This is a genomic window from Acinetobacter endophylla (genome assembly GCF_053543775.1).
This window is the reverse complement of the sequence record NZ_JBLVOM010000259.1, coordinates 66851-86639: the sequence shown is the minus strand read 5'-3', so window position 1 is coordinate 86639 and position 19789 is coordinate 66851. Positions and strand designations below refer to the sequence as shown.

Below are 19789 nucleotides of genomic sequence, written 5' to 3'. Positions count from 1 at the left end.
TAAGAAAGCGGAATTATTTAGCAATCTTCTCCAATAATTCTTCTTTCGAAATATTTACTGATTCAGCATCGCGGCGGCCTTTATATTCAAAAGTACCTGCATCCAAGCCTTTTTCACCAATCACAATACGATGTGGAATACCTGTAAGCTCAAGATCAGAGAATTTCACGCCCGGACGTTCATTACGGTCATCGAGTAACACGTCAAAACCTGCAGCTTGCAATTCAGCATAGAGTGCTTCCGCAGCTTCCATAGTTCTTGGAGATTTGTGCGCATTCATCGGCACAATGGCAACTTCAAACGGTGCAATGGCAGTTGGCCAGATAATGCCTTTCTCATCAAAGTTCTGCTCGATTGCAGAAGCTACTACACGCGTTACACCAATACCATAACAACCCATTGTTACAGTGAATGGCTTGCCATCTTCACCCAAGACTTTACAACCTAAAGCTTCAGAGTATTTTTGACCCAACTGGAAGATATGCCCCACTTCGATACCACGTTTGATTTGAAGCGTACCTTTACCATCTGGAGATGGATCGCCTTCAACCACGTTACGTAGGTCATAAACTTCAGTGAACTGCGCATCACGTTCCCAGTTTACACCTGTTGCGTGTTGATCTGCTGCATTTGCACCCGCAACAAAATCAGACAATACCGATGCTGCACGATCAACAATGACGGTGACACCTTTTTCGACCAGACCTTGAGGGCCGACAAAGCCAGCAGTTAAGCCAAGTGCTTGAAGTTGTTCTTCAGTAGCAAATGTCAAAGGTGCAGCAATTAAAGGATGTTTTTCAGCTTTAATTTCATTCAGTTCGTGATCACCACGAAGGAATAAAGCAACCACAGGTGCATCTTGACCTTCTTCCGCTACAACACCTTGAACCAATAAGGCTTTTACTGAATGAGCAGGGTTCGTACCCAAGAATGCTGATACATCTGCAATGGTTTTTTGATTTGGTGTATCTACCAGTTTGAGTTCTTGTGTAGGTGCCGCACGTTCACCGACAAGTACTGCTTCTGCCATTTCAATATTGGCTGCATAGTCAGATTCAGTCGAGAAAGCGATATCATCTTCACCGCTTGAAGCCAGCACGTGGAATTCGTGAGAACCTGAACCACCGATTGAGCCAGTATCTGCTTGTACTGGACGGAAATCTAAACCAAGACGGGTGAAGATTTTGCAGTAGGCTGCATACATGTCGTCGTAGGTTTGTTGCAGTGATTCCTGGTTGGCATGGAAAGAGTAGGCATCTTTCATAATGAATTCACGTGAACGCATTACGCCAAAACGTGGCCGAATTTCGTCACGGAATTTGGTTTGTACTTGGTAAAAGTTTGCAGGCAATTGCTTGTAGCTTTTTAATTCGTTACGTGCAAGGTCAGTGATCACTTCTTCATGCGTCGGACCGAGAACAAATGGGTTGCCATGGCGGTCGTTGAAGCGTAAAAGCTCAGGACCGTATTGTACATAACGACCTGATTCTTCCCATAAAGATGCAGGTTGAGTCACCGGCATATAGACTTGAAGTGAACCGACTTTGTCCATTTCTTCGCGAACGATCGCTTCAACTTTATTTAATACGCGAACGCCCATCGGCAACCAGGTGTATAGACCTGAAGCCAACTTACGAATCATACCGGCACGAAGCATGAGCTGATGTGAAATAACCTCAGCATCGTTCGGGGTTTCTCTTAACGTTGCAAATAAAAAGCGACTCGCGCGCATGGAAACTGTCCTAAAAAATTAAGCGTTAAAGCAGGGATTATACAATAAAAAATGAGGTGAGCTTTTGGGAATGTCACCTCATTGTGTTGCATTAAATTATGCCATGATTTTACGTGCCTGACGCAGCATAAAATTCTTAAAGTCATCCAGGTAAGTAAAGATCACCGGCACCACCACCAGGGTCAGCAGGGTAGAGGTAATTACCCCACCAATCACCGCATGCGCCATCGGTGCACTTTGTTCACCACCTTCACCTAGCCCTAGGGAAAGTGGCACCATGCCCATGACCATCGCGCTGGTAGTCATCAGAATAGGACGCAAACGGGTTTTACCAGCGGCAATAATCGCATCATAACGGTCTTCGCCGCGGTCCATGGCCTTCTTGATGAAGTCGATCAGCAGAATCGCATTCTTGGTCACCAGTCCCATCAGCATGATAATGCCGATAATCGAGAACAGGTTCATGGTTGAGTTAAACAGGAACAAGGCCAGAAATACGCCAATCAGCGACAATGGTAGTGAGGCCATAATTGCCGCAGGATGGATAAAACTGTTGAACTGCGAACCGAGCACAATATAGATAAAGACAATCGACAGGGTAATCGCAGTCAGGGCATAACCTGCGGATTCTGCCATGTCGGCATTGGAGCCTTGAGTATCGAAACTATAACCCGGTGGCATATCAAAATTTTCTTGCAAGCGGCTGATATCCGTACCAATGTCGCCTGCAGGACGTCCTGAGGTATTGGCCTCGACTAGCACTTCACGTGCCAGATCACGTCGATTAATCTGCGAGGCACCGAGTTTTTCTTCAAATTTGGCCACGCTCGAAAGCGGAACCAGAATTGGTTGATTATTGGCATCGGTTTTATTTGAGGTGATATACATATTCTGTAAATCGCTAGGCAAGCTGCGCTGGTCTTCGGTCAGGCGCAGATTCACATCATAGGTTTCACCTTTTTCATCCTGCCAGGTCGTGACATCATCACCGGCAATCAGCGGACGCACTACATTGGCAATCTGATTGACTGATAAACCTAAATCACTGGCCAAGACGCGATTAATCTGTACATCAAGAGTTGGCTTGGGTTCTTTTAATGAAGTTTCCAGATCGACAATGCCATTAATTTTCGCCATTTCCGTCATAAAGCGATCAGAAATTTTTTGCAGTTCATCCAGATCTGGACCTTTGATCGAGATCATGATCGGCTTCTGACCGCCTGACACGGTTTCATCAGCGGATGCCACCGAGGTAATGCTGATTCCGGCCACCGATTGCAGACGCTGGCGGAACTCATTATTCAGGTCATTCAGGGTTTTTTCACGTTCGGTACGCGGCGTCACGGTTACCCGTAAACTGACATGGTTTTTACCGCGGTCGGTTGCGCCATTAATCACGCCATAGGTGGCTTTGACATCCGGATGCTGACGAATAATCTGATCCACCTGCTGCAGTTTGGCTTGTGAATATTCAAGCGATGAATCGACCGGTGTTTCAAACTTGATCCGGATTTCGCCTTTATCCGGAACCGGTACAAATTCGGTACCAATCAGCTTAGATAAACCCAAAGCACCAACTAATGAAGCCACAGCAATCATTAAGGTAATCAATCTGAAGCGCAATGCCAGTTTTAGCACTTTTTCATAGACATGGCTTAGGTTATCCAGCTTGCCAGAGATCCAGCTAAAGAAACGTTTCACCCGACCTGGTTTTTTGTTTGGATCTTTTTTCTTTTCTGCCCAGTGTGCAGAGAGCATAGGGTCCAGGGTAAAGCTGACAAACATCGAGATCAGAACGGCCATACTCACCGTGACCCCGAACTGGTAGAAGAAACGGCCAATAATTCCGCCCATAAAGGCAACAGGCAGGAATACGGCAACAATGGTCAATGTCGTGGCCAGTACGGCTAAGCCAATTTCTTTGGTGCCATCGAGCGCGGCAGTGACATGATCTTTGCCCATATCGGCATGCCGGACAATATTTTCACGCACCACAATCGCATCATCGATCAACAGACCAATACTCAAGGACAGCGCCAGCAAAGTCATCATATTGATGCTAAAGCCAAAGGCCCAGATAAAGGTCAGCGTGCCCAAGAGTGCAATGGGCAGAGTCAAACCGGTAATCACAGTTGAACGGAAAGAACCCAGAAAAAGTAGGACTATCAGCACGGCCAGTACCGCACCTTCAATAATGGTGCGGGCTACATCGCCAATGGTGCCGCGGATACTTTTGGAGGAATCTACCACTACTTGTAAAGTAGTGCCTTGTGGAAGCTGCGCCTCAATACTTTCTAAAGTTGCGTAGCTCTTGTCTACTACTTCGATGACGTTTGCATCTGAACTACGCAAAATATCAATCGCTACTGCAGTTTTGCCATTCAGAAAAGCTGCGGATTCCAGCTCTGCCTGACTGTCTTGAATATTAGCCACTTGTCTGAGGAAAATTGGTATGCCGTTTTTATTGGCAATGACCAGATCGCCAAAAGCAAGGGGATGCAGCACTTTGGAATTGATTTCAATGACCAGTTCCGAATTACCCGATTTAAGCGTCCCCCCCGGGACTTCAATATTTTCGGCCTTTAAGGTATTGATCACGCTATCTACACCAATGCCAAAGGCTTGCAGTTTTTGCGGTTCCACCTGAATCCGAATCTGGCGCTGCGCATCACCAAGCAGATTGACCGTTCCCACCCCAGGGACTGTGCGCAGTTGTGGCACAATCCGCTGATCCAGATAAGAACTGAGCGCTTTCACATCCATATTGTCGGATTCAAATACGATCGACATTACCGCATTCGCCGTCGGGTCATAACGTTCTACAATCGGCTCCTGAATCTCATCACGAAATTCAGCAGTTACAGAAGCGATTTTATCCCGCACGTCCTGAGCTGCTGTGGTAGATGTCACATCCAGATTAAATTCAGTGGTGATGATGGACAGGCCTTCACTGGACTGGGAAATCACCTGTTTCAAACCGGAAATGGTATTGATCTGATCTTCGAGTTTCTTGGTGATTTCCGATTCAACCGTTTCCGGAGAAGCGCCCGGATAGTTGGTATAGATCACCACAAAAGGGAAATCGACATCAGGAAATTCTTCAACGCCCATCCGCTGCCAGGAAGCCAGTCCCAGTACCATCAAACAGAACATCATCATGATGGTGAAAACCGGATACTTCACACTAATTCGGGTAAACCACATGTCAATGATCCTGTATGAATGGTTTTAGTTGGCGCGAAGGGTGACAGTTTTTTGCAGATCGGCTTCGCTAAACTTAACCCGGCTGACCTGATCGCTGCTCTCCAGTCCTTGAACCACGGCAATGTTGTCGCTATAACGCTGTTCTAGTACCTGAACATTGACTTTGATAATTTTATTCTGGCGTATTATCCAGACATAAGGTTTATTCTGAATGTCTTGAATAGTATCTAATGGAATCAGCTGGCCAGAAATCTGTTGTGAACTCAGAATGTTGCCTTCAACGAAGGAGCCGATACTTAGCGAAGGAATGGTTTCATTCGGCGTGGCAAAGAATTCGATCTGGCGACTGGCCTGATCTGCAATGGGGGAAATCCGACTAATTACGGCAGTGAGCCGATTTGGATTACCTTGAATGTTGTATTCGACCTGACTGCCCAGTCTTAAACCTGATTGCAGATCACTAGGTACGCGTGCTTGAATTTCCAGCCGTTTCGGATCGACAATTTCAAACAGGGTTTGTCCAATGGCAACGGTTTGACCCGGTTCAACCTGACGTTGCGTAATCACGCCACTGATCGGACTGGTCATGGTGCCATCACGATCGGCTTTCTGGGCAATATCGACATTGGCTTGCTGGGCGCGGACATTTTCAAGCTGGGCCTGATAATCGACCTGACTTTGTTCATATTCTACTTTTGAAATAAACCCCTGATCGAGCAGACGCTTTTTACGCTGCATCATGTTGTGCGCCTGATTGGCTTGCGCTTGAGTTGAGGCCAGATTCGCACGCGCCTGTGCCAGACGAGCTGCATTGTCCTGATTATTCAGGCGTACCAGCACTTGTCCCTTGGCAACTGTTTGACCTACCTGTGCGTTTACGCTGGTGGCAGTAGCAGAGACCTGTGACTGTATGCTGCTTTGATTGACTGCACGAATGGTGCCGGTGAATGCGGTTTTTTGAACTGAATTGCCAGATTGAACTGCAACTAGATCTTGAGGAATGACTTCAATGGATTTGGCTGTTTCGGTTTGCTGTACGGGTTCATTTTTATCACAAGCCACTAAAAACATATTTAAGCAAAGTGCACTCATGATCAGGATAGAGCGCGGGGAAGGCATATTTAAATCATGAGAATGCGGTGCAGTTTGCATATGAGTCCTTTTAGCTGGCTATGGATCAAAACCACGGCTAGCTATTTGTATTTATTCAAGTGCTTTTAAACGGGCGATAATTTTGTCGTATTCTGCTTCCAGATTTCGATAGCGACTTTGTAAAGATTGAATATTTTCTTTCTGGGAAGCGAGATTTTTCTGGTTATTGTCTAATGTTGTTTTCAGCTGTGCCGGTGGGGTTTTACCTTTACGTAAATATTCACGTTCCTGACGCACAAACATGACCCGATCTTTTTGCAGTTGCTTCATTTGTTCTTGCTGAAAATCAATCTGTTTTTTTAACTGGACCAGGCTGTCATTCTTTTTCTGTAAAGCGGTCTGGCTATTGTTATAAGCACGCTTGAGTTTATGATCTTCGGCAATTCGCTGCGCCTGTTGGGCACGTTGTGGCGCTTGCCTGATATCCGCTTCGGCATTATAAGGACGGGCACGCTTAATCACCTGCATATTCTGGTCAAGTGCTTCATAACCATAACGGATATGATTTGGCGTGACATTAGTACTGATATTGGCCACACCCTTGCTGTCATAATAACGATACCAAGTGGCTTTTTGCGGGAGTTGGTTACTACTCGCACACGTTAAGCTCACCTGTAACAGTAGCAGCACAACAACAATGAATTGACCAGTCATTTTATTTTTATCAATGACAGCAAGTTTTCTTAAAAACTGACTCATCATTGGCTCCCCGAATTTAAAGTTGACTAAATTACTTATTTTAAAGTAATAATCTTGTTATATTAGACTTAAATTTATCAATAAAAAACTACCGTTAGTCAAAAAAAAACCAATAACGATAAGAAAATGTGAAGCTGTTATTAAAAATAAATGATTTTGTCTACTTGTGTAGAAAATGTTCATTGATAATACAAGTGACTTTATGTTAAAAATGTTTATCGATCGTAATAAAATAATCCTATGAGCCTTATGGCATATAGTTTCTAAAATGGGAAGGGTTAAACAAATGGACGATAAATTCCAAAATCTAAAAATTATGGTTATTGATGACTCAAAGACCATTCGTCGTACTGCGGAAACTCTTCTTCAACGCGAAGGTTATGAGGTCATTACTGCAGTAGACGGTTTTGAGGCTTTGTCAAAAATTGCCGAAGCAAATCCAGATATCGTTTTTGTAGATATTATGATGCCGCGCCTGGATGGTTATCAAACCTGCGCCTTAATCAAAAACTCTCAGAATTACCAGAATATTCCTGTGATTATGCTATCGAGTAAAGATGGCTTATTTGATCAGGCCAAAGGTCGTGTCGTGGGTTCAGATGAATACCTGACTAAACCTTTTAGTAAAGATGAATTGCTCAATGCAATCCGTAACCATATTAGTGCTTAATATTTGATTTTTTTGGGGAATTGGCATGGCACGTATCCTAATTGTGGATGACTCACCGACAGAAACTTTTCGCTTTAGAGAGATTCTTTCTAAACACGGCTTTGAGGTGATTGAAGCAGCCAATGGCGCAGATGGCGTCACCATGGCACAGGCAGAATTGCCGGACCTAGTCCTGATGGATGTGGTTATGCCGGGCGTGAATGGTTTTCAGGCGACCCGCCAGATTGCACGTGGTGCAACGACCAAACATATTCCAATCGTGATTGTGAGTACTAAGGATCAGGCCACTGACCGTGTATGGGGCAAGCGTCAAGGCGCAGCGGATTATCTAACAAAACCAGTCGATGAAAAACAATTAATAGATGTAATTAAGCAGCACCTCAATGCAGGATAAGCTCTATGGCAGCAAATGGATTTATCGAATTGCTTCGCATTGCGAAACGGGGGAATAAAAACTACGTTTCCAATGGCAATGAAGTTAACCGATGGTCGGGCATTGCTTTTGAGATGATGGGGCAATATTTTGTTGCCCCACTGGGGGAAGTGTCAGAAGTGATTTATCCCCCAGAATATACGCCGGTACCCAAGACGCAAGCATGGGTGTTGGGTCTGGCGAATATCCGGGGAAGACTGTTATCGGTTTCTGATTTAACGCAGTACGTATCAGGGCAGAGCAGTCAATTTTCACCGACTCAAAAAGTATTATGCATCAACCATAATGACCAGTATGTGGGTTTGGTCGTAGATCAAGTTTTGGGTATACAACATTTCAATAAGAAAAGTTTCTTTTCGAAGAAATCTGAATTGGATAAAAACTTACAAGAATATTGTCAGGGGTTTTTCCATCAGCACAACCAGCAGTGGCATGTGTTTTTATTCAGTCGTCTGTTGCAAAATCCAAAATTTATGAACGCATCTATAAAATTTATAAATTAAATGTCGCGCTCGAAACTAAGCAAGGCGTCAACCGGGGAGAGGCTGCATGGGCTTTAAACTTAAAAAGAAAAATACAGGTGAGAGCACTGGCCGCAAAGGCGGTAATGCTTTTTTAGCTAAGATTCAAACGCAGGTAGATCAGTTATCACGTGTATTTGGTGATAGTGAAAAATCAAAACCGCTGATTTATGGGGCAGCAGGCTGTCTTTTAGCCGCACTGATCACTTTATTGTATCTTTTTTATAGTGTTCCACGTACCAACGAGCTCACTCAAAGTCTGGGTGATTTGCGTCTCCTCTCGCAAACGATTTCGCGCCAAGCGACTGAAGCGACAGCTTCGGGTACCCCTGAGGCCATGAAGAACCTGACTGACTCGCAAAAAGCTTTTGCTGAAAACCTTGAGACAGTTAAAAGTATTCACTCTAACAATGATGCTTTGCAAGCTGTTGATAAACAGTGGACAGAAGTATCCAGCAGTATTGATCTGATTACCTCGCAACAAAAAATTATTAACCAGTTATACGACACCAACATCGCGATTGGTGAAGCGATTCCAGGGATTCAGGCGGAATATAACTTGATGGTCGACCAGATGGCACGTCAAGATATGCCATCGAACCAGGTGGTTATTGCCAAAAACCAGGTATTCATTGCAGAACGTATCTTACGTTCAATCAGTTTGGTACTGACAGGTAATGATGGTTCACGTGAATCTGCGGATGACTTCAGTGCCGATACCGAAACTTTTGGTTCTTATCTGAATGCACAGTTAAATGGTTCTGCTGAACTGGGTGTACAGCGTATTGATGATCCAACTCTGCGTGAATCTCTGGAAGGTATCAAGGCTGAATATGATGACGTACTCGAGTCTGCATCAGCGATTATTCTGAAAAACTCTACACAGATCGTAAAAGTTCGTCAGGCAGCCGCATCTATTTTTTCTCAATCTGATGTGCTTTTGGATAACCTGAATAAATTATCGGGTAACTCAGGTCTTAAAACGGTTGTTCCGGCAGTCCTGCTAATCGCATTATTAGTCGGTTTCTTGCTGTGTGTATTCAAGTTGCTTTCTCTGCGTGGCTTGTCGGATAAGCAGCGTGTAGGCCGTTTACAAGAAGAATATGACCGTAACCAGAATGCGATTTTACGTTTACTGGATGAGATCGCCGATCTTGCAGATGGTGACTTGCGTTCATATGCAACAGTATCTGAAGACTTTACCGGTGCGATTGCCGACTCGATTAACTTTGCGATTGACCAGTTACGTGACCTGGTATCGCGTATTACTGAAACTTCACAAGAAGTTGCGCAATATACTGCAACTACACAAAGCATTACCAACCAGTTAGCTGAAGCATCTGAGCATCAGGCACAAGAAATTGCTGGTGCTTCTGCAGCGATTAACGAAATGGCACTGTCGATTGACCAGGTATCTGCCAACGCCGATGAATCAGCGGTGGTAGCAGAGCGTTCAGTACAAATTGCTGCAAACGGTGCGGATGTCGTACATCGCTCGATTGAGGGTATGGACACGATTCGTGAACAGATTCAGGAAACTTCAAAACGTATTAAACGTTTGGGTGAATCTTCTCAGGAAATTGGTAACATCGTAGCCTTGATTAACGATATTGCTGACCAGACGAACATTCTGGCATTAAACGCAGCGATTCAGGCGTCGATGGCCGGTGAAGCAGGTCGTGGTTTCGCGGTCGTAGCCGATGAAGTACAGCGTCTTGCGGAACGTTCAGCTTCTGCAACCAAGCAGATTGAAGGCCTGGTAAAAACCATTCAAACGGATACGAACGAAGCCGTTATTTCGATGGAACAAACTACATCGGAAGTTGTACGTGGTGCGAACTTGTCTAAAGATGCCGGTGTAGCACTAGATGAGATTCAAACAGTATCGAACAACCTTGCGAAACTGATTGCGAACATTTCTGATGCTGCGAAACTGCAGTCAGCATCTGCAGGTCATATTGCGACCACGATGAATGTCGTACAGGAAATTACCTCGCAAACCACCAGTGCAACCTTCGATACAGCACGTTCAGTATCTGAACTGGCAAACATGGCCGATGCATTACGTGAATCTGTATCTGACTTTAAACTACCAGAATAAAGTCAGACATGATGGGGAAATGTGTCTTGACCGCGGTTGAGACACATTCAGAAAATACAGATAAAGCCTCGACAAGATGTACTTAACTTCATACGTTAGGTATCGCGTGACGGTCACAATTAAGTTTGAGCGCCCTTCTTGGCGGCATAACGTAAGAAGCATGAGCTATGAAAGAAATATTAAAAAATTTAGTTGAAACGACAACGCTTCCTGAAGATAGTTATCTTGACCAAGATGCAGAAATTCTTGAAATTTTTGTTGAGGAAATCGAAGAGATCTTCGTTGAGTTAAATGCTTTATTTCCAGAATGGTTGAGCAATCCAGATCATCAAGAAAATCTGAAGACCATTCGCCGCCATTTTCACACCCTGAAAGGTTCAGGCCGCATGGTCGGGGCAAAATCGGCAGGGGAAATGGCCTGGGCGGTTGAAGATACCTTAAACCGGGTTTTGTCCGGTTCGATTCAGCTAACACCGACGGTACAGAAATTTGCCCAAGCGGTACTGAATGTCTATCAATATGCTTTATATCCAAAATTCAAACATGTACAGCAATTGGATCTCGATCTGCGTCCAATGGTGCTGTTGGGACAACAATTACAACAACAAATTTCGCCTGAACCTGCATTGGAAGAATTACTGGCATTGGCAGATCATTTGACCGCTGAAGGTCAGATGACAGGTCTTGAGCTTGCAGACAATGAGCCAAGTGAAGTTGAGCTAACAATAGCGCCAGTAGAAGTACCGGTTCGCAGTGATATCGAAGAAACTGTGGCGATCTTTATTGAAGAAGCAGAAGAGCATCTGGATACGATTGCTACCTTCCTTCGCACTGAAGATGAAAAATCACAAGATTATAATGCGCTGATTCGTGCGATTCATACTTTGCGCGGCAGTTCATCCATGGCGCAGATTGACCAGATTTTTGAAGCCAGTTCCAAGGTGGAACATCTGTTCAAAACTTTGCTACAGGATGAAATTGCTTCTACTTCAAAAGAAACTGCTTTGCTGATTCAGTATGCGGAGTTCGTGAGTGACTATCTGCACCTGCTACGTCAGGGCAATACTGCAAAACTGGATGCGGTATACGCCACCTTTGAGCGTGTCTGGCATGATTATGGCTTTGCAGTTACTGAAACCAATAGCATTCAGACGCAAGGCTTGGTGTCCAAACTGGTTGAGCTGGATATTGATCTGTTATTGGATGCCGAGTTTGAATTTGATAAACGCGCCCAAGTCGATTATCCGGAATATATTCAGGCACTTAGCCAGCAGGCTGCAGAATTGCTAGCACATACAGAAAGCCGGGCAGCGCAGGGAATTCATGAATTCACTGCCGATCTGAAATCGGCTTATGATGCGCTGCTTGAAAAGCCAGTACTGCTAAATAGCGATTATGCCTATGAATTGTTCGCACAGGCGCACCAGGAATTTATTCATTTATTTGATACCTTGGCCGCAGGACAGCGCGTCATTCTGAATGATGAAATTCAAAAAATACTCAGTGAACTGTCTGCATTTGTGCAGCAGGATCTGGAAATATTTGCTGAAGATAATACCAATCAGAATGTTGAGCTAAGCTCAGAGGCCACACAGGTGGCTGAAACTGTTGCGACTGGCAGTGTCGATTTTGCTGGCTTGAGCCAACGCATCGCTGCGGATCGTCAGCAGCAGCAAAGTACTGAAACCAACCGTGATTTTGATGAAGAATTATTAAGTATCTTCCTGGAAGAAGCGGATGAATTGCTCGCAGGCATTGATGAAGATCTGAATACCTGGAGCAAAAAACAGGATGATACGACTTCACTGAACAATCTGATGCGTCATTTGCATACCTTAAAAGGTGGTGCAAACATGATTGCAGCTTCGCATATCGGTTTGATTGCGCATGAACTGGAAAGTATTTATGAGCGTGTGATCCGTCAGCAAATTGCCGTGACACCTGCTTTAATCCAGATTGTCCGTCTGGTACAGGACAACATTTCCGATCGTATTCAATCGATTCGGGAAGACGGTATTGATTATCCTGCACCAGAAGCGATTGCGATTTTGCAAAATATTCAGGCGCTGGTGTTTGGACAAGCTGTTGCTGCTGTTCAAAGCATGGGCGCTGTAGTTGAAGTTGCAGAGGTCGAAGCGACATCAATTTCTGAGCCGCAACTTGAAGAATCCACAGCGACTCAACAGCCTGCGACTGATCTGGCTGAAGCTGAAGAATTACTGGAAATCTTGGAATCTCCTAAGCCTATTGAAGACACACCAGTAGAACGTTCTGAAGAAGACGAGCTGAAATCGATTGTTGAAGAATCTTTCCTCGAAGAATCCGAAGAGATTCTGGCGAATGCCGAGAAGCTCCTCAGTCAATGGTTTGACCAGCGTAGTGACCGTAGTTTATTGCTGCAATTACAGCGTGCTGCCCACAGTATCAAGGGTGGCGCACGTATGGTAGATGTTGAAGAAGTGGCCAGTATTGCCTATGAGCTGGAAACGACTTTCGAACAGTTTGCGGTCTATCAATTTAACTCAAATGCCTATGATGGCTTACTGCAGAAAACGCTGGTCTGGTTAAGACAGGCGATTTTCCAACGCGACTATAGCGGTTTTGAGCCGCTGCACAGTAGTCTGAAAAAGATTGCTTATGTGGACGTTACTGCACAGTTGCCTGAGCGTCTGGCGAAAACAGATAATCTTGTAGTCAGCACCGACTTCGGCTTTGTTGAAGGTGATGGTACTGAACCGCCACAGATGATGGGTGAATGGGCGAATAGCGGTACCAGCGATAGTAATAACGAGATGATCCGTATCTCTGCTGATCTGGTCGAGAAGATGATTGACCTGTCCGGTGAGAACTCGATTAACCGTTCGCGTATCGAGATGGACCTGGGTCAGTTGGGCAATACCTTGAACGAGATGGAACTGGCGATCAAGCGTCTTGCCGATCAGTTACGTCGAATGGAAGGCGAGCTGGAATCACAGATTATTGCCAAACATGGTTCAGAGAATTCGCGTTATGCCGACTTTGACCCGCTAGAAATGGACCAATATTCCTCTCTAAACCAGCTGTCCAAATCACTGGCAGAATCTGCATCGGATTTGGTCGACTTCAAGAGTACACTGGCCGACAAGATTCGCGAAACTGAAGGTCTGTTATTGCAACAATCCCGTATTCAGGCCGAGATTCAGGAAAGCCTGATGCGTACCCGTCTGGTTCCATTTGATCGGATGTTGCCGCGTTTACAGCGTATCGTGCGTCAAACCTCGACCACCTTGAACCGTCCTGCAGAACTGATCGTACAGAATACCGAAGGTGAACTGGATCGTAACATTCTCGAGCGACTGGTCACCCCATTTGAGCATATGCTGCGTAACGCGATTGACCATGGTCTGGAAGATACTGCAGATCGTATCGCACTGAACAAGCCGGAAGTCGGTTCTATTGTCTTGAACATCAGCCGTCAGGGAACCGATGTAATCGTGTCCTTTAGTGATGATGGTAAGGGGATCGATGCGGAGAAGATTCGTGAAAAAGCGCTGAGTCTGGATCTAATCAAAGCGGATCAAGTCATTGATCAGGAAGAAATCCTGCAATTTATCTTCCATCCTGGTTTCAGTACCGCGAAAGCAGTGACCCAGATTTCTGGTCGTGGTGTCGGTCTGGATGTGGTACAAAGCGAGATCAAATCACTGGGCGGCCATGTGTCAGTGAGCTCGGAACTGGGCAAGGGTACGGTCTTTACGATTCGCGTACCGACGACCGTAGCGGTCAGCGATGCCTTGATGGTGAAAGTGGGCGATCAGCAATATGCGATTTCTCTGGCGCAGATTGACCGAATTGTGCGTATTGCACCGACCACATTGGAAAGCTATTTCAACAGTAAAGATGACTATTTCAAGATCGATGGCGCAAACTATAAGCTGCGTTATCTGTCTGAGTTTGTTGGCAACCAGCCGATTCCACGTCTGAATAATGTTGGTCATTCATTGCCGGTGCTGTTGATTAAAGGTAATAGTGGTCAAACCATTGCCTTGCTGGTCGATCAGTTGGTCGGTTCACGAGCGCAGATTGTAGTAAAACCGATTGGACAGCAGTTTGCCAACGTCGGGGTAGTGGCCGGTGCCACGATTCTGGGTGATGGTCAGGTCTGTCTGATTCTCGATGGACAGAATGTTGCCCGCCAGATTCAGGCGACACAGCGTGTCAAACAGCTGAATGATCAGCGTGATGGTTCGCGTAATTCAAATGCACGTCGTCTGGTGATGATTGTCGATGACTCGGTGACTGTACGTAAAGTGACGTCGCGTCTGCTTGAACGTCAAGGCTATGATATTGTCACTGCCAAAGATGGCGTAGATGCGATCGAGCAGCTTGAAAACGTCAGACCGGATCTGATGTTGCTGGATATCGAAATGCCGCGCATGGACGGTTTCGAAGTGACCAATCTGGTTCGTCACCATGATATTCACCGTGACTTGCCGATTATTATGATTACCTCACGTACCGGTGAGAAGCATCGTGAACGTGCATTCAGCTTGGGCGTAACGCACTATATGGGTAAACCGTTCCAGGAAGCGGAACTGTTGGCCAATATCCAGCAACTGATTGCTGAAAAACAGAGGTAATATATGAGTCAGACCAATTCAAGCAATAAAATGGCTGATCAGATTAGCCAGCAGGAACTTCAGCATCTGATTACGGTATCGACCGGATTTATTGATGCCTATATTATTGACTGTCATGGCAAAGATCCGATGTTATTGCCACAAAACATTGTCCTGTCAGCACTGGATAGCAATACTCAGGTCAAAACTGTAGAATGGCATGAGGCACAGTTACCGGTCTATGCAGTGAATGATCCGTCACGTCAAAATGGGGTGGCACTGGTGATTGAGGGGGATGAAATTACTCAGCGCTTTGCCCTGATGTGTAATGAAATGCCGAAAACCATCCGGATTCGTATTTCCGAAGTGGTCGATGTCGATCAGCCGGTGAATGATCCTGCCATCTTTCAATATGTGCGCATGAACGAACAGCTGTTCCATATTCCGAATATGACCAATATTCAGGCTACAATCGGGCTGTAATCCAGGCTATAAAATATAAAAAAGGAACTCCATGGAGTTCCTTTTTTATTGCGTTATGAATTTACTTAATTGGCAAGTAAATTCACGAGAATCTGCTCATAGATTTCAGCCAATGGCTCTAAGTCTGCAATATCGACATGTTCATTGATCTGATGAATCGTGGCATTCAATACGCCAAGTTCCAGTACCTGTGCGCCGGTAGGGGCAATAAAGCGGCCATCTGAGGTACCGCCCGAAGTCGATAGTTCAGTTTCAGTCCCCGTCACATTCAGAATGGCGGTTTTAGCTGCATTTACTAGTTCACCAACTGGCGTCAGGAAAGGCAGGCCAGATAAAGTCCAAGAAATGTCATAATCCACACCATGACGATCCAGAATTTCTAAAGTACGTGCTTTAAGTTCTTCAGCGGTCACTTCAGTTGAATAACGCCAGTTGCACAATAGGTTCATGGTGCCGGGAACTACGTTAGTTGCGCCTGTACCCGAATTGATATTGGAAATCTGGAAGGTCGTCGCCGGGAAATATTCGTTGCCATGATCCCAGACTGTGTCGCACAGTTCAGCAATGGCTTTGGAAGCGGTATGAATCGGATTGACGGCCAGATGCGGATAAGCCACATGACCCTGTTTGCCTTTTACAGTCAGGTTGGCATTTATTGAACCACGACGGCCATTTTTGACAATATCACCCAATGTATTGGTACTAGACGGTTCACCGACCAGACACCAGGTGATTTTCTCATTACGCGCTTCCAGTGTTTCAATCACTTTCACCGTGCCATTAATCGACGGGCCTTCTTCATCTGAAGTGATCAGGTAGGCAATCGAGCCTTTATGGTCTGGATATTTTTCTACAAAACGTTCTGTGGCAACTACCATAGCTGCTAAAGCGGTCTTCATGTCGGCACTGCCACGACCATAAAGTTTGCCTTCACGGATTTCAGGTAAAAAAGGATCTGAGTTCCAGGCATCCAGATTACCGGTTGGCACGACATCGGTATGGCCAGCAAAACAGAAGACCGGACCTTCTGTGCCTTTGCGTGCCCAGATATTATCTACATCTTCAAAGCGCATGGATTCAATGTTGAAACCAATCTTCTTTAAACGTTCAGCCATGATGTTCTGGCAGTCATGATCAATCGGTGTGACAGAAGGCTGACGTAATAGTTGCAGGCTTAAATCGAGGGTAGCGGAAGAGCTCATACGGTATTCAACAGTCGATAATTTTTTCGGTTCTATAATAGGCGAATATAGACGTGAATGTGAACGACTGATATAAAAAAACCCTATCTGAGATAGGGTTCTGTGAGCGTTTAGGAAAAAACTAGTTTTGACGGATTTCGTCAGAGGTTTTTTCAGCAGTATTGGTTACCGCATCGCCAGCCTTAGACACATCTTTGCCCATGCCTTTTACGGTGTTACAGCCAGTCAATACAAAAGCCATCATTAATGAAGCAGCAAGAATTTTTTTCATCATCATCTCCGTATAATCAATAATAAAATTATTATGATGTGGGACTTAGAGTAGAAAATATACGCTCTAAAAAATATGTGGTTTTCATAGTGCTTCGGTTAATAAATGTAATGCTTTATAGGGGCTTATGCGATGGATGCTGGATCAGCACCGGATTGCGATACATATAAAAGTCATCACTATCGAGTTTTTTATAAAGTCCATCCGTCCACCAGATCGCAGCTGAACTGCTCGGCCGGGCTTGCGGATAAATCCATTCATGTCGTTGCAGACGATAGAAACCGTGCTGTGCAGCAGGAATATGCTGTCCCCATAAGCCCAGACGACGCTCGGTATTGATCCATGAGGGAATTGGCTGATCGGCATGATGTGTAGGCAAATACAGCTGTCCCTTGAGGACGCAAAACCGTCTTTGAATGGGATGCTGCAAAGCCTCATCAAACTGGAATTGTTTTTGTGTGAAATGTTTCATTTTTCTGATTAAAGTATCGGTGCGGTTTAGGCCATACCAATGCGGCAGGCTAAAATCTGCTTCGGCCAGATAATATTTCAATGCCACTTCCCAATGTTCAATCTGTCCTGTATCAGTATTTAATAACAGAAAATCTAGCTCCCCCAGGGTTTTGGCGCCTTCAATCTTTTGCAGACTATGAGCAAGCAGCTGATACGGATGATAGGCATCATCGAGTAACCAGAACCAGATCAGCATTTCAAAGCGCAGCCCTAAACGCGTACTTTTCAGTTGCTGCACAAATTCGATTAATTCTTCTGGATGCTGATCAAGAAACTCTAAACGTGGATGGTAACGGCTCAGATAGTGCTGCCAGGCCTGGCTTTCATGCAGTTCAAAGTGATGTATAAGCTCAAGTTCATCCGGAATGCCGGACAGGATATTCGGACTGCCGACAGCGAATGCCAGTTGACGCACCAGAGGATGTTGATAACGTTGCCATGCCTCTACAAGATTTTGGTTTAAACTGGAAAAGGGCATAGTACAACCTGTGAAAAGTGCAGAAATACAACGGACAGTATCGGAAAACGCTTTATACTACCTGAATTCTGCGGTTAGGGTTGATGTATGAAAGTGTTGTTTTGGCGAAGTCTGGTGGTGCTGTTTGTGATCCTGGGCTTTATCGGTGCAATCCTGCCGGGTATGCCAACAACGGTCTTTTTGATTCTGGCCGCCTGGGCCTCATCCAAAGGCTGGCCACAAATGGATGAGTGGTTATTGAATCATCCCAAATATGGTCCGACCTTAAGAGATTGGCGTGCCCACGGTACTGTACCGCGTAAGGCCAAATGGCTGGCCAGTATCATGATGCTGATCAGCGGGATCATCATGCTGTTTACTACTGCACCCTTGGCCGTAAAAGCCTTTACCAATATTACGATGCTGATCGTCGCGATCTGGTTATGGCGACGCCCTGAACCGAATCAGATCATTATTCAGCAAAATACAGTTGACCCAGAAAAGACAGATCTACCAACAGCGCCATCTGAAGATAATCAGTTAAACCCTATAAAGCCAAATAAAATAAAGTCTGAGAATAACAAGTCATGAATACCTTGCATCTGGATCAAGCCGCTATCCTGATTGATCTTGCCCAACAAAAACTGTATCTGCCCCGTCTAAACAAGCAATATCTGATTTCCAGTGGCAAAAATGGCATTGGTGAAACTGAAAATAGTGGCAAGACTCCTCGTGGCTGGCACAAGATTGCTGAAAAGTTTGGTCAGAATGCTCCCTTAAATAGTGTATTTGTCGCACGTCAGGCGACGGGTGAAATTTATAATCCTCAATTGGCGGCAGAATTCCCGCAGCGGGACTGGATCCTGACGCGCATTTTATGGCTGAGTGGCCTTGAAGCGGGTTTTAATCAAGGCGAGGGCTGCGATACCTATCAGCGTTATATCTATATTCATGGCACCCCAGAAACCGAAAAGATGGGAGAGCCGCTGTCGCACGGCTGTATCCGTATGCGTAATCCGGAGGTCGCTGAATTATTTGACCTGATCAGTGAAGATGCACTGGTCTATATTTCAGAACAGGCATTAGATCTGGGCAGGCTGAATGTTTCGAAAAGCGAATAAAAGTTAGATTTTAAGATTATGTGAAAATGGTTTTGTTTTTATGGACTGAATCTGCTTGGTGGAGACAGCATAAAAGATTGATTAATCTGATCCAGATGGTATTTTTATCGCATGGAATGGGTTAAATGATTATTTGAAGCTTAGATTTACTGGCATTTTCTGAATAAAAATAAATGACAGTTGAAAGATTACATGAACACAACGTCGAGTATTTTAAAGCTTTGTATAATCCTTAATCAGAATTGCAATATGTCGTGTGGTTAGACTGAAACTTCGCAGGGTAAAACACAAAATTTCGCTTCAATTTTCATTTTGAAAATTAAAAAATTTCGGTAGAGACTTAAAAAATAAACAAAAAGTGTTGTTTTTTTTAACAAACAACCTATTTTTTAATCACTCACACCTAAAAAGTGGAAAACATTCCGAAAAGCGTTTGACAGGCTGTGCAGATTCTCTATAATGCACCCATCAAACGATGATAGACGTTTAGAAAGGGCGCTTAGCTCAGTTGGTAGAGCGTCTGCCTTACAAGCAGAATGTCGGCGGTTCGATCCCGTCAGCGCCCACCAAGCTCTTTCATGTTGAGACCTTATAGTTGCAGCGGTAGTTCAGTTGGTTAGAATACCGGCCTG

At 44.9% G+C, this 19789-nt stretch carries 14 protein-coding genes, 1 tRNA gene and 1 pseudogene; 9 read left to right on the top strand and 7 right to left on the bottom strand.

The features are described 5' to 3' along the window. Window positions 1–13 precede the first annotated feature (13 nt). The 4 genes from ACNPNW_RS14915 to ACNPNW_RS14900 all read right to left on the bottom strand — a co-directional run bounded on the left by ACNPNW_RS14915 (window position 14) and on the right by ACNPNW_RS14900 (window position 6787). The gene (locus tag ACNPNW_RS14915; protein ID WP_423090177.1) at window positions 14–1732 is read right to left on the bottom strand and encodes a proline--tRNA ligase; all 1719 of its coding nucleotides are present in this window, start codon (window positions 1730–1732) and stop codon (window positions 14–16) included. Between the two features lie 96 nt (window positions 1733–1828). Beyond that, complete coding sequence (locus ACNPNW_RS14910; protein WP_448767101.1) at window positions 1829–4936, bottom strand: efflux RND transporter permease subunit; 3108 nt, start codon at window positions 4934–4936, stop codon at window positions 1829–1831. 24 nt (window positions 4937–4960) lie between these two features. Beyond that, the gene (locus tag ACNPNW_RS14905) at window positions 4961–6088 is read right to left on the bottom strand and encodes an efflux RND transporter periplasmic adaptor subunit (protein WP_448767100.1); all 1128 of its coding nucleotides are present in this window, start codon (window positions 6086–6088) and stop codon (window positions 4961–4963) included. Between the two features lie 51 nt (window positions 6089–6139). Further along, entirely contained in the window at window positions 6140–6787 is a 648-nt protein-coding gene (locus ACNPNW_RS14900) for a hypothetical protein (protein ID WP_004645843.1), read from the bottom strand. Window positions 6788–7073: 286 nt separating this feature from the next. Here ACNPNW_RS14900 and pilG point away from each other — a divergent pair, with 286 nt between their 5' ends. From pilG to ACNPNW_RS14870, 6 genes are all read left to right on the top strand, one after another. Continuing rightward, window positions 7074–7457: a twitching motility response regulator PilG gene (gene pilG, locus ACNPNW_RS14895; RefSeq protein WP_004280711.1), complete on the top strand. Its 384-nt coding sequence runs from the start codon at window positions 7074–7076 to the stop codon at window positions 7455–7457. Between the two features lie 25 nt (window positions 7458–7482). Beyond that, entirely contained in the window at window positions 7483–7851 is a 369-nt protein-coding gene (locus ACNPNW_RS14890; protein WP_004280710.1) for a response regulator, read from the top strand. 5 nt (window positions 7852–7856) lie between these two features. Further along, on the top strand, window positions 7857–8393 hold the full coding sequence (locus tag ACNPNW_RS14885; RefSeq protein WP_004280709.1) for a chemotaxis protein CheW: 537 nt from the start codon (window positions 7857–7859) through the stop codon (window positions 8391–8393). 46 nt (window positions 8394–8439) lie between these two features. Further along, window positions 8440–10512 (top strand): methyl-accepting chemotaxis protein, encoded by a 2073-nt coding sequence (locus tag ACNPNW_RS14880; RefSeq protein ID WP_004645841.1) that lies wholly within the window; start codon window positions 8440–8442, stop codon window positions 10510–10512. A gap of 167 nt (window positions 10513–10679) precedes the next feature. Next, entirely contained in the window at window positions 10680–15131 is a 4452-nt protein-coding gene (locus ACNPNW_RS14875; RefSeq protein ID WP_448767099.1) for a hybrid sensor histidine kinase/response regulator, read from the top strand. Between the two features lie 3 nt (window positions 15132–15134). Further along, window positions 15135–15593 carry a hypothetical protein gene (locus tag ACNPNW_RS14870; RefSeq protein ID WP_044111490.1) on the top strand — a complete coding sequence of 153 codons (459 nt, stop codon included), beginning with the start codon at window positions 15135–15137 and terminating at the stop codon, window positions 15591–15593. A gap of 65 nt (window positions 15594–15658) precedes the next feature. Here ACNPNW_RS14870 and dapE read toward each other — a convergent pair whose 3' ends face one another. The 3 genes from dapE to ACNPNW_RS14855 all read right to left on the bottom strand — a co-directional run bounded on the left by dapE (window position 15659) and on the right by ACNPNW_RS14855 (window position 18057). Then, window positions 15659–16795 (bottom strand): succinyl-diaminopimelate desuccinylase, encoded by a 1137-nt coding sequence (dapE, locus tag ACNPNW_RS14865; protein WP_044111491.1) that lies wholly within the window; start codon window positions 16793–16795, stop codon window positions 15659–15661. A gap of 121 nt (window positions 16796–16916) precedes the next feature. Then, the gene (locus tag ACNPNW_RS14860; protein ID WP_004280704.1) at window positions 16917–17069 is read right to left on the bottom strand and encodes an entericidin A/B family lipoprotein; all 153 of its coding nucleotides are present in this window, start codon (window positions 17067–17069) and stop codon (window positions 16917–16919) included. 112 nt (window positions 17070–17181) lie between these two features. Continuing rightward, a complete protein-coding gene (locus ACNPNW_RS14855; RefSeq protein ID WP_044111493.1) occupies window positions 17182–18057 on the bottom strand; it encodes a DUF1853 family protein in 876 nt (291 codons plus the stop codon). 87 nt (window positions 18058–18144) lie between these two features. On the opposite strand from ACNPNW_RS14855, the pseudogene ACNPNW_RS14850 reads away from it, so the two are divergent. From ACNPNW_RS14850 to ACNPNW_RS14840, 3 genes and pseudogenes are all read left to right on the top strand, one after another. Beyond that, window positions 18145–18498, top strand: a pseudogene (locus ACNPNW_RS14850) (YbaN family protein); the annotation flags it as partial. A 125-nt stretch (window positions 18499–18623) separates the two neighbouring features. Next, complete coding sequence (elsL, locus tag ACNPNW_RS14845) at window positions 18624–19157, top strand: cell wall-recycling L,D-carboxypeptidase ElsL (protein ID WP_448767098.1); 534 nt, start codon at window positions 18624–18626, stop codon at window positions 19155–19157. Window positions 19158–19650: 493 nt separating this feature from the next. Next, window positions 19651–19726: transfer RNA gene (locus tag ACNPNW_RS14840), tRNA-Val, on the top strand. The last annotated feature ends 63 nt before the right edge of the window (window positions 19727–19789 follow it).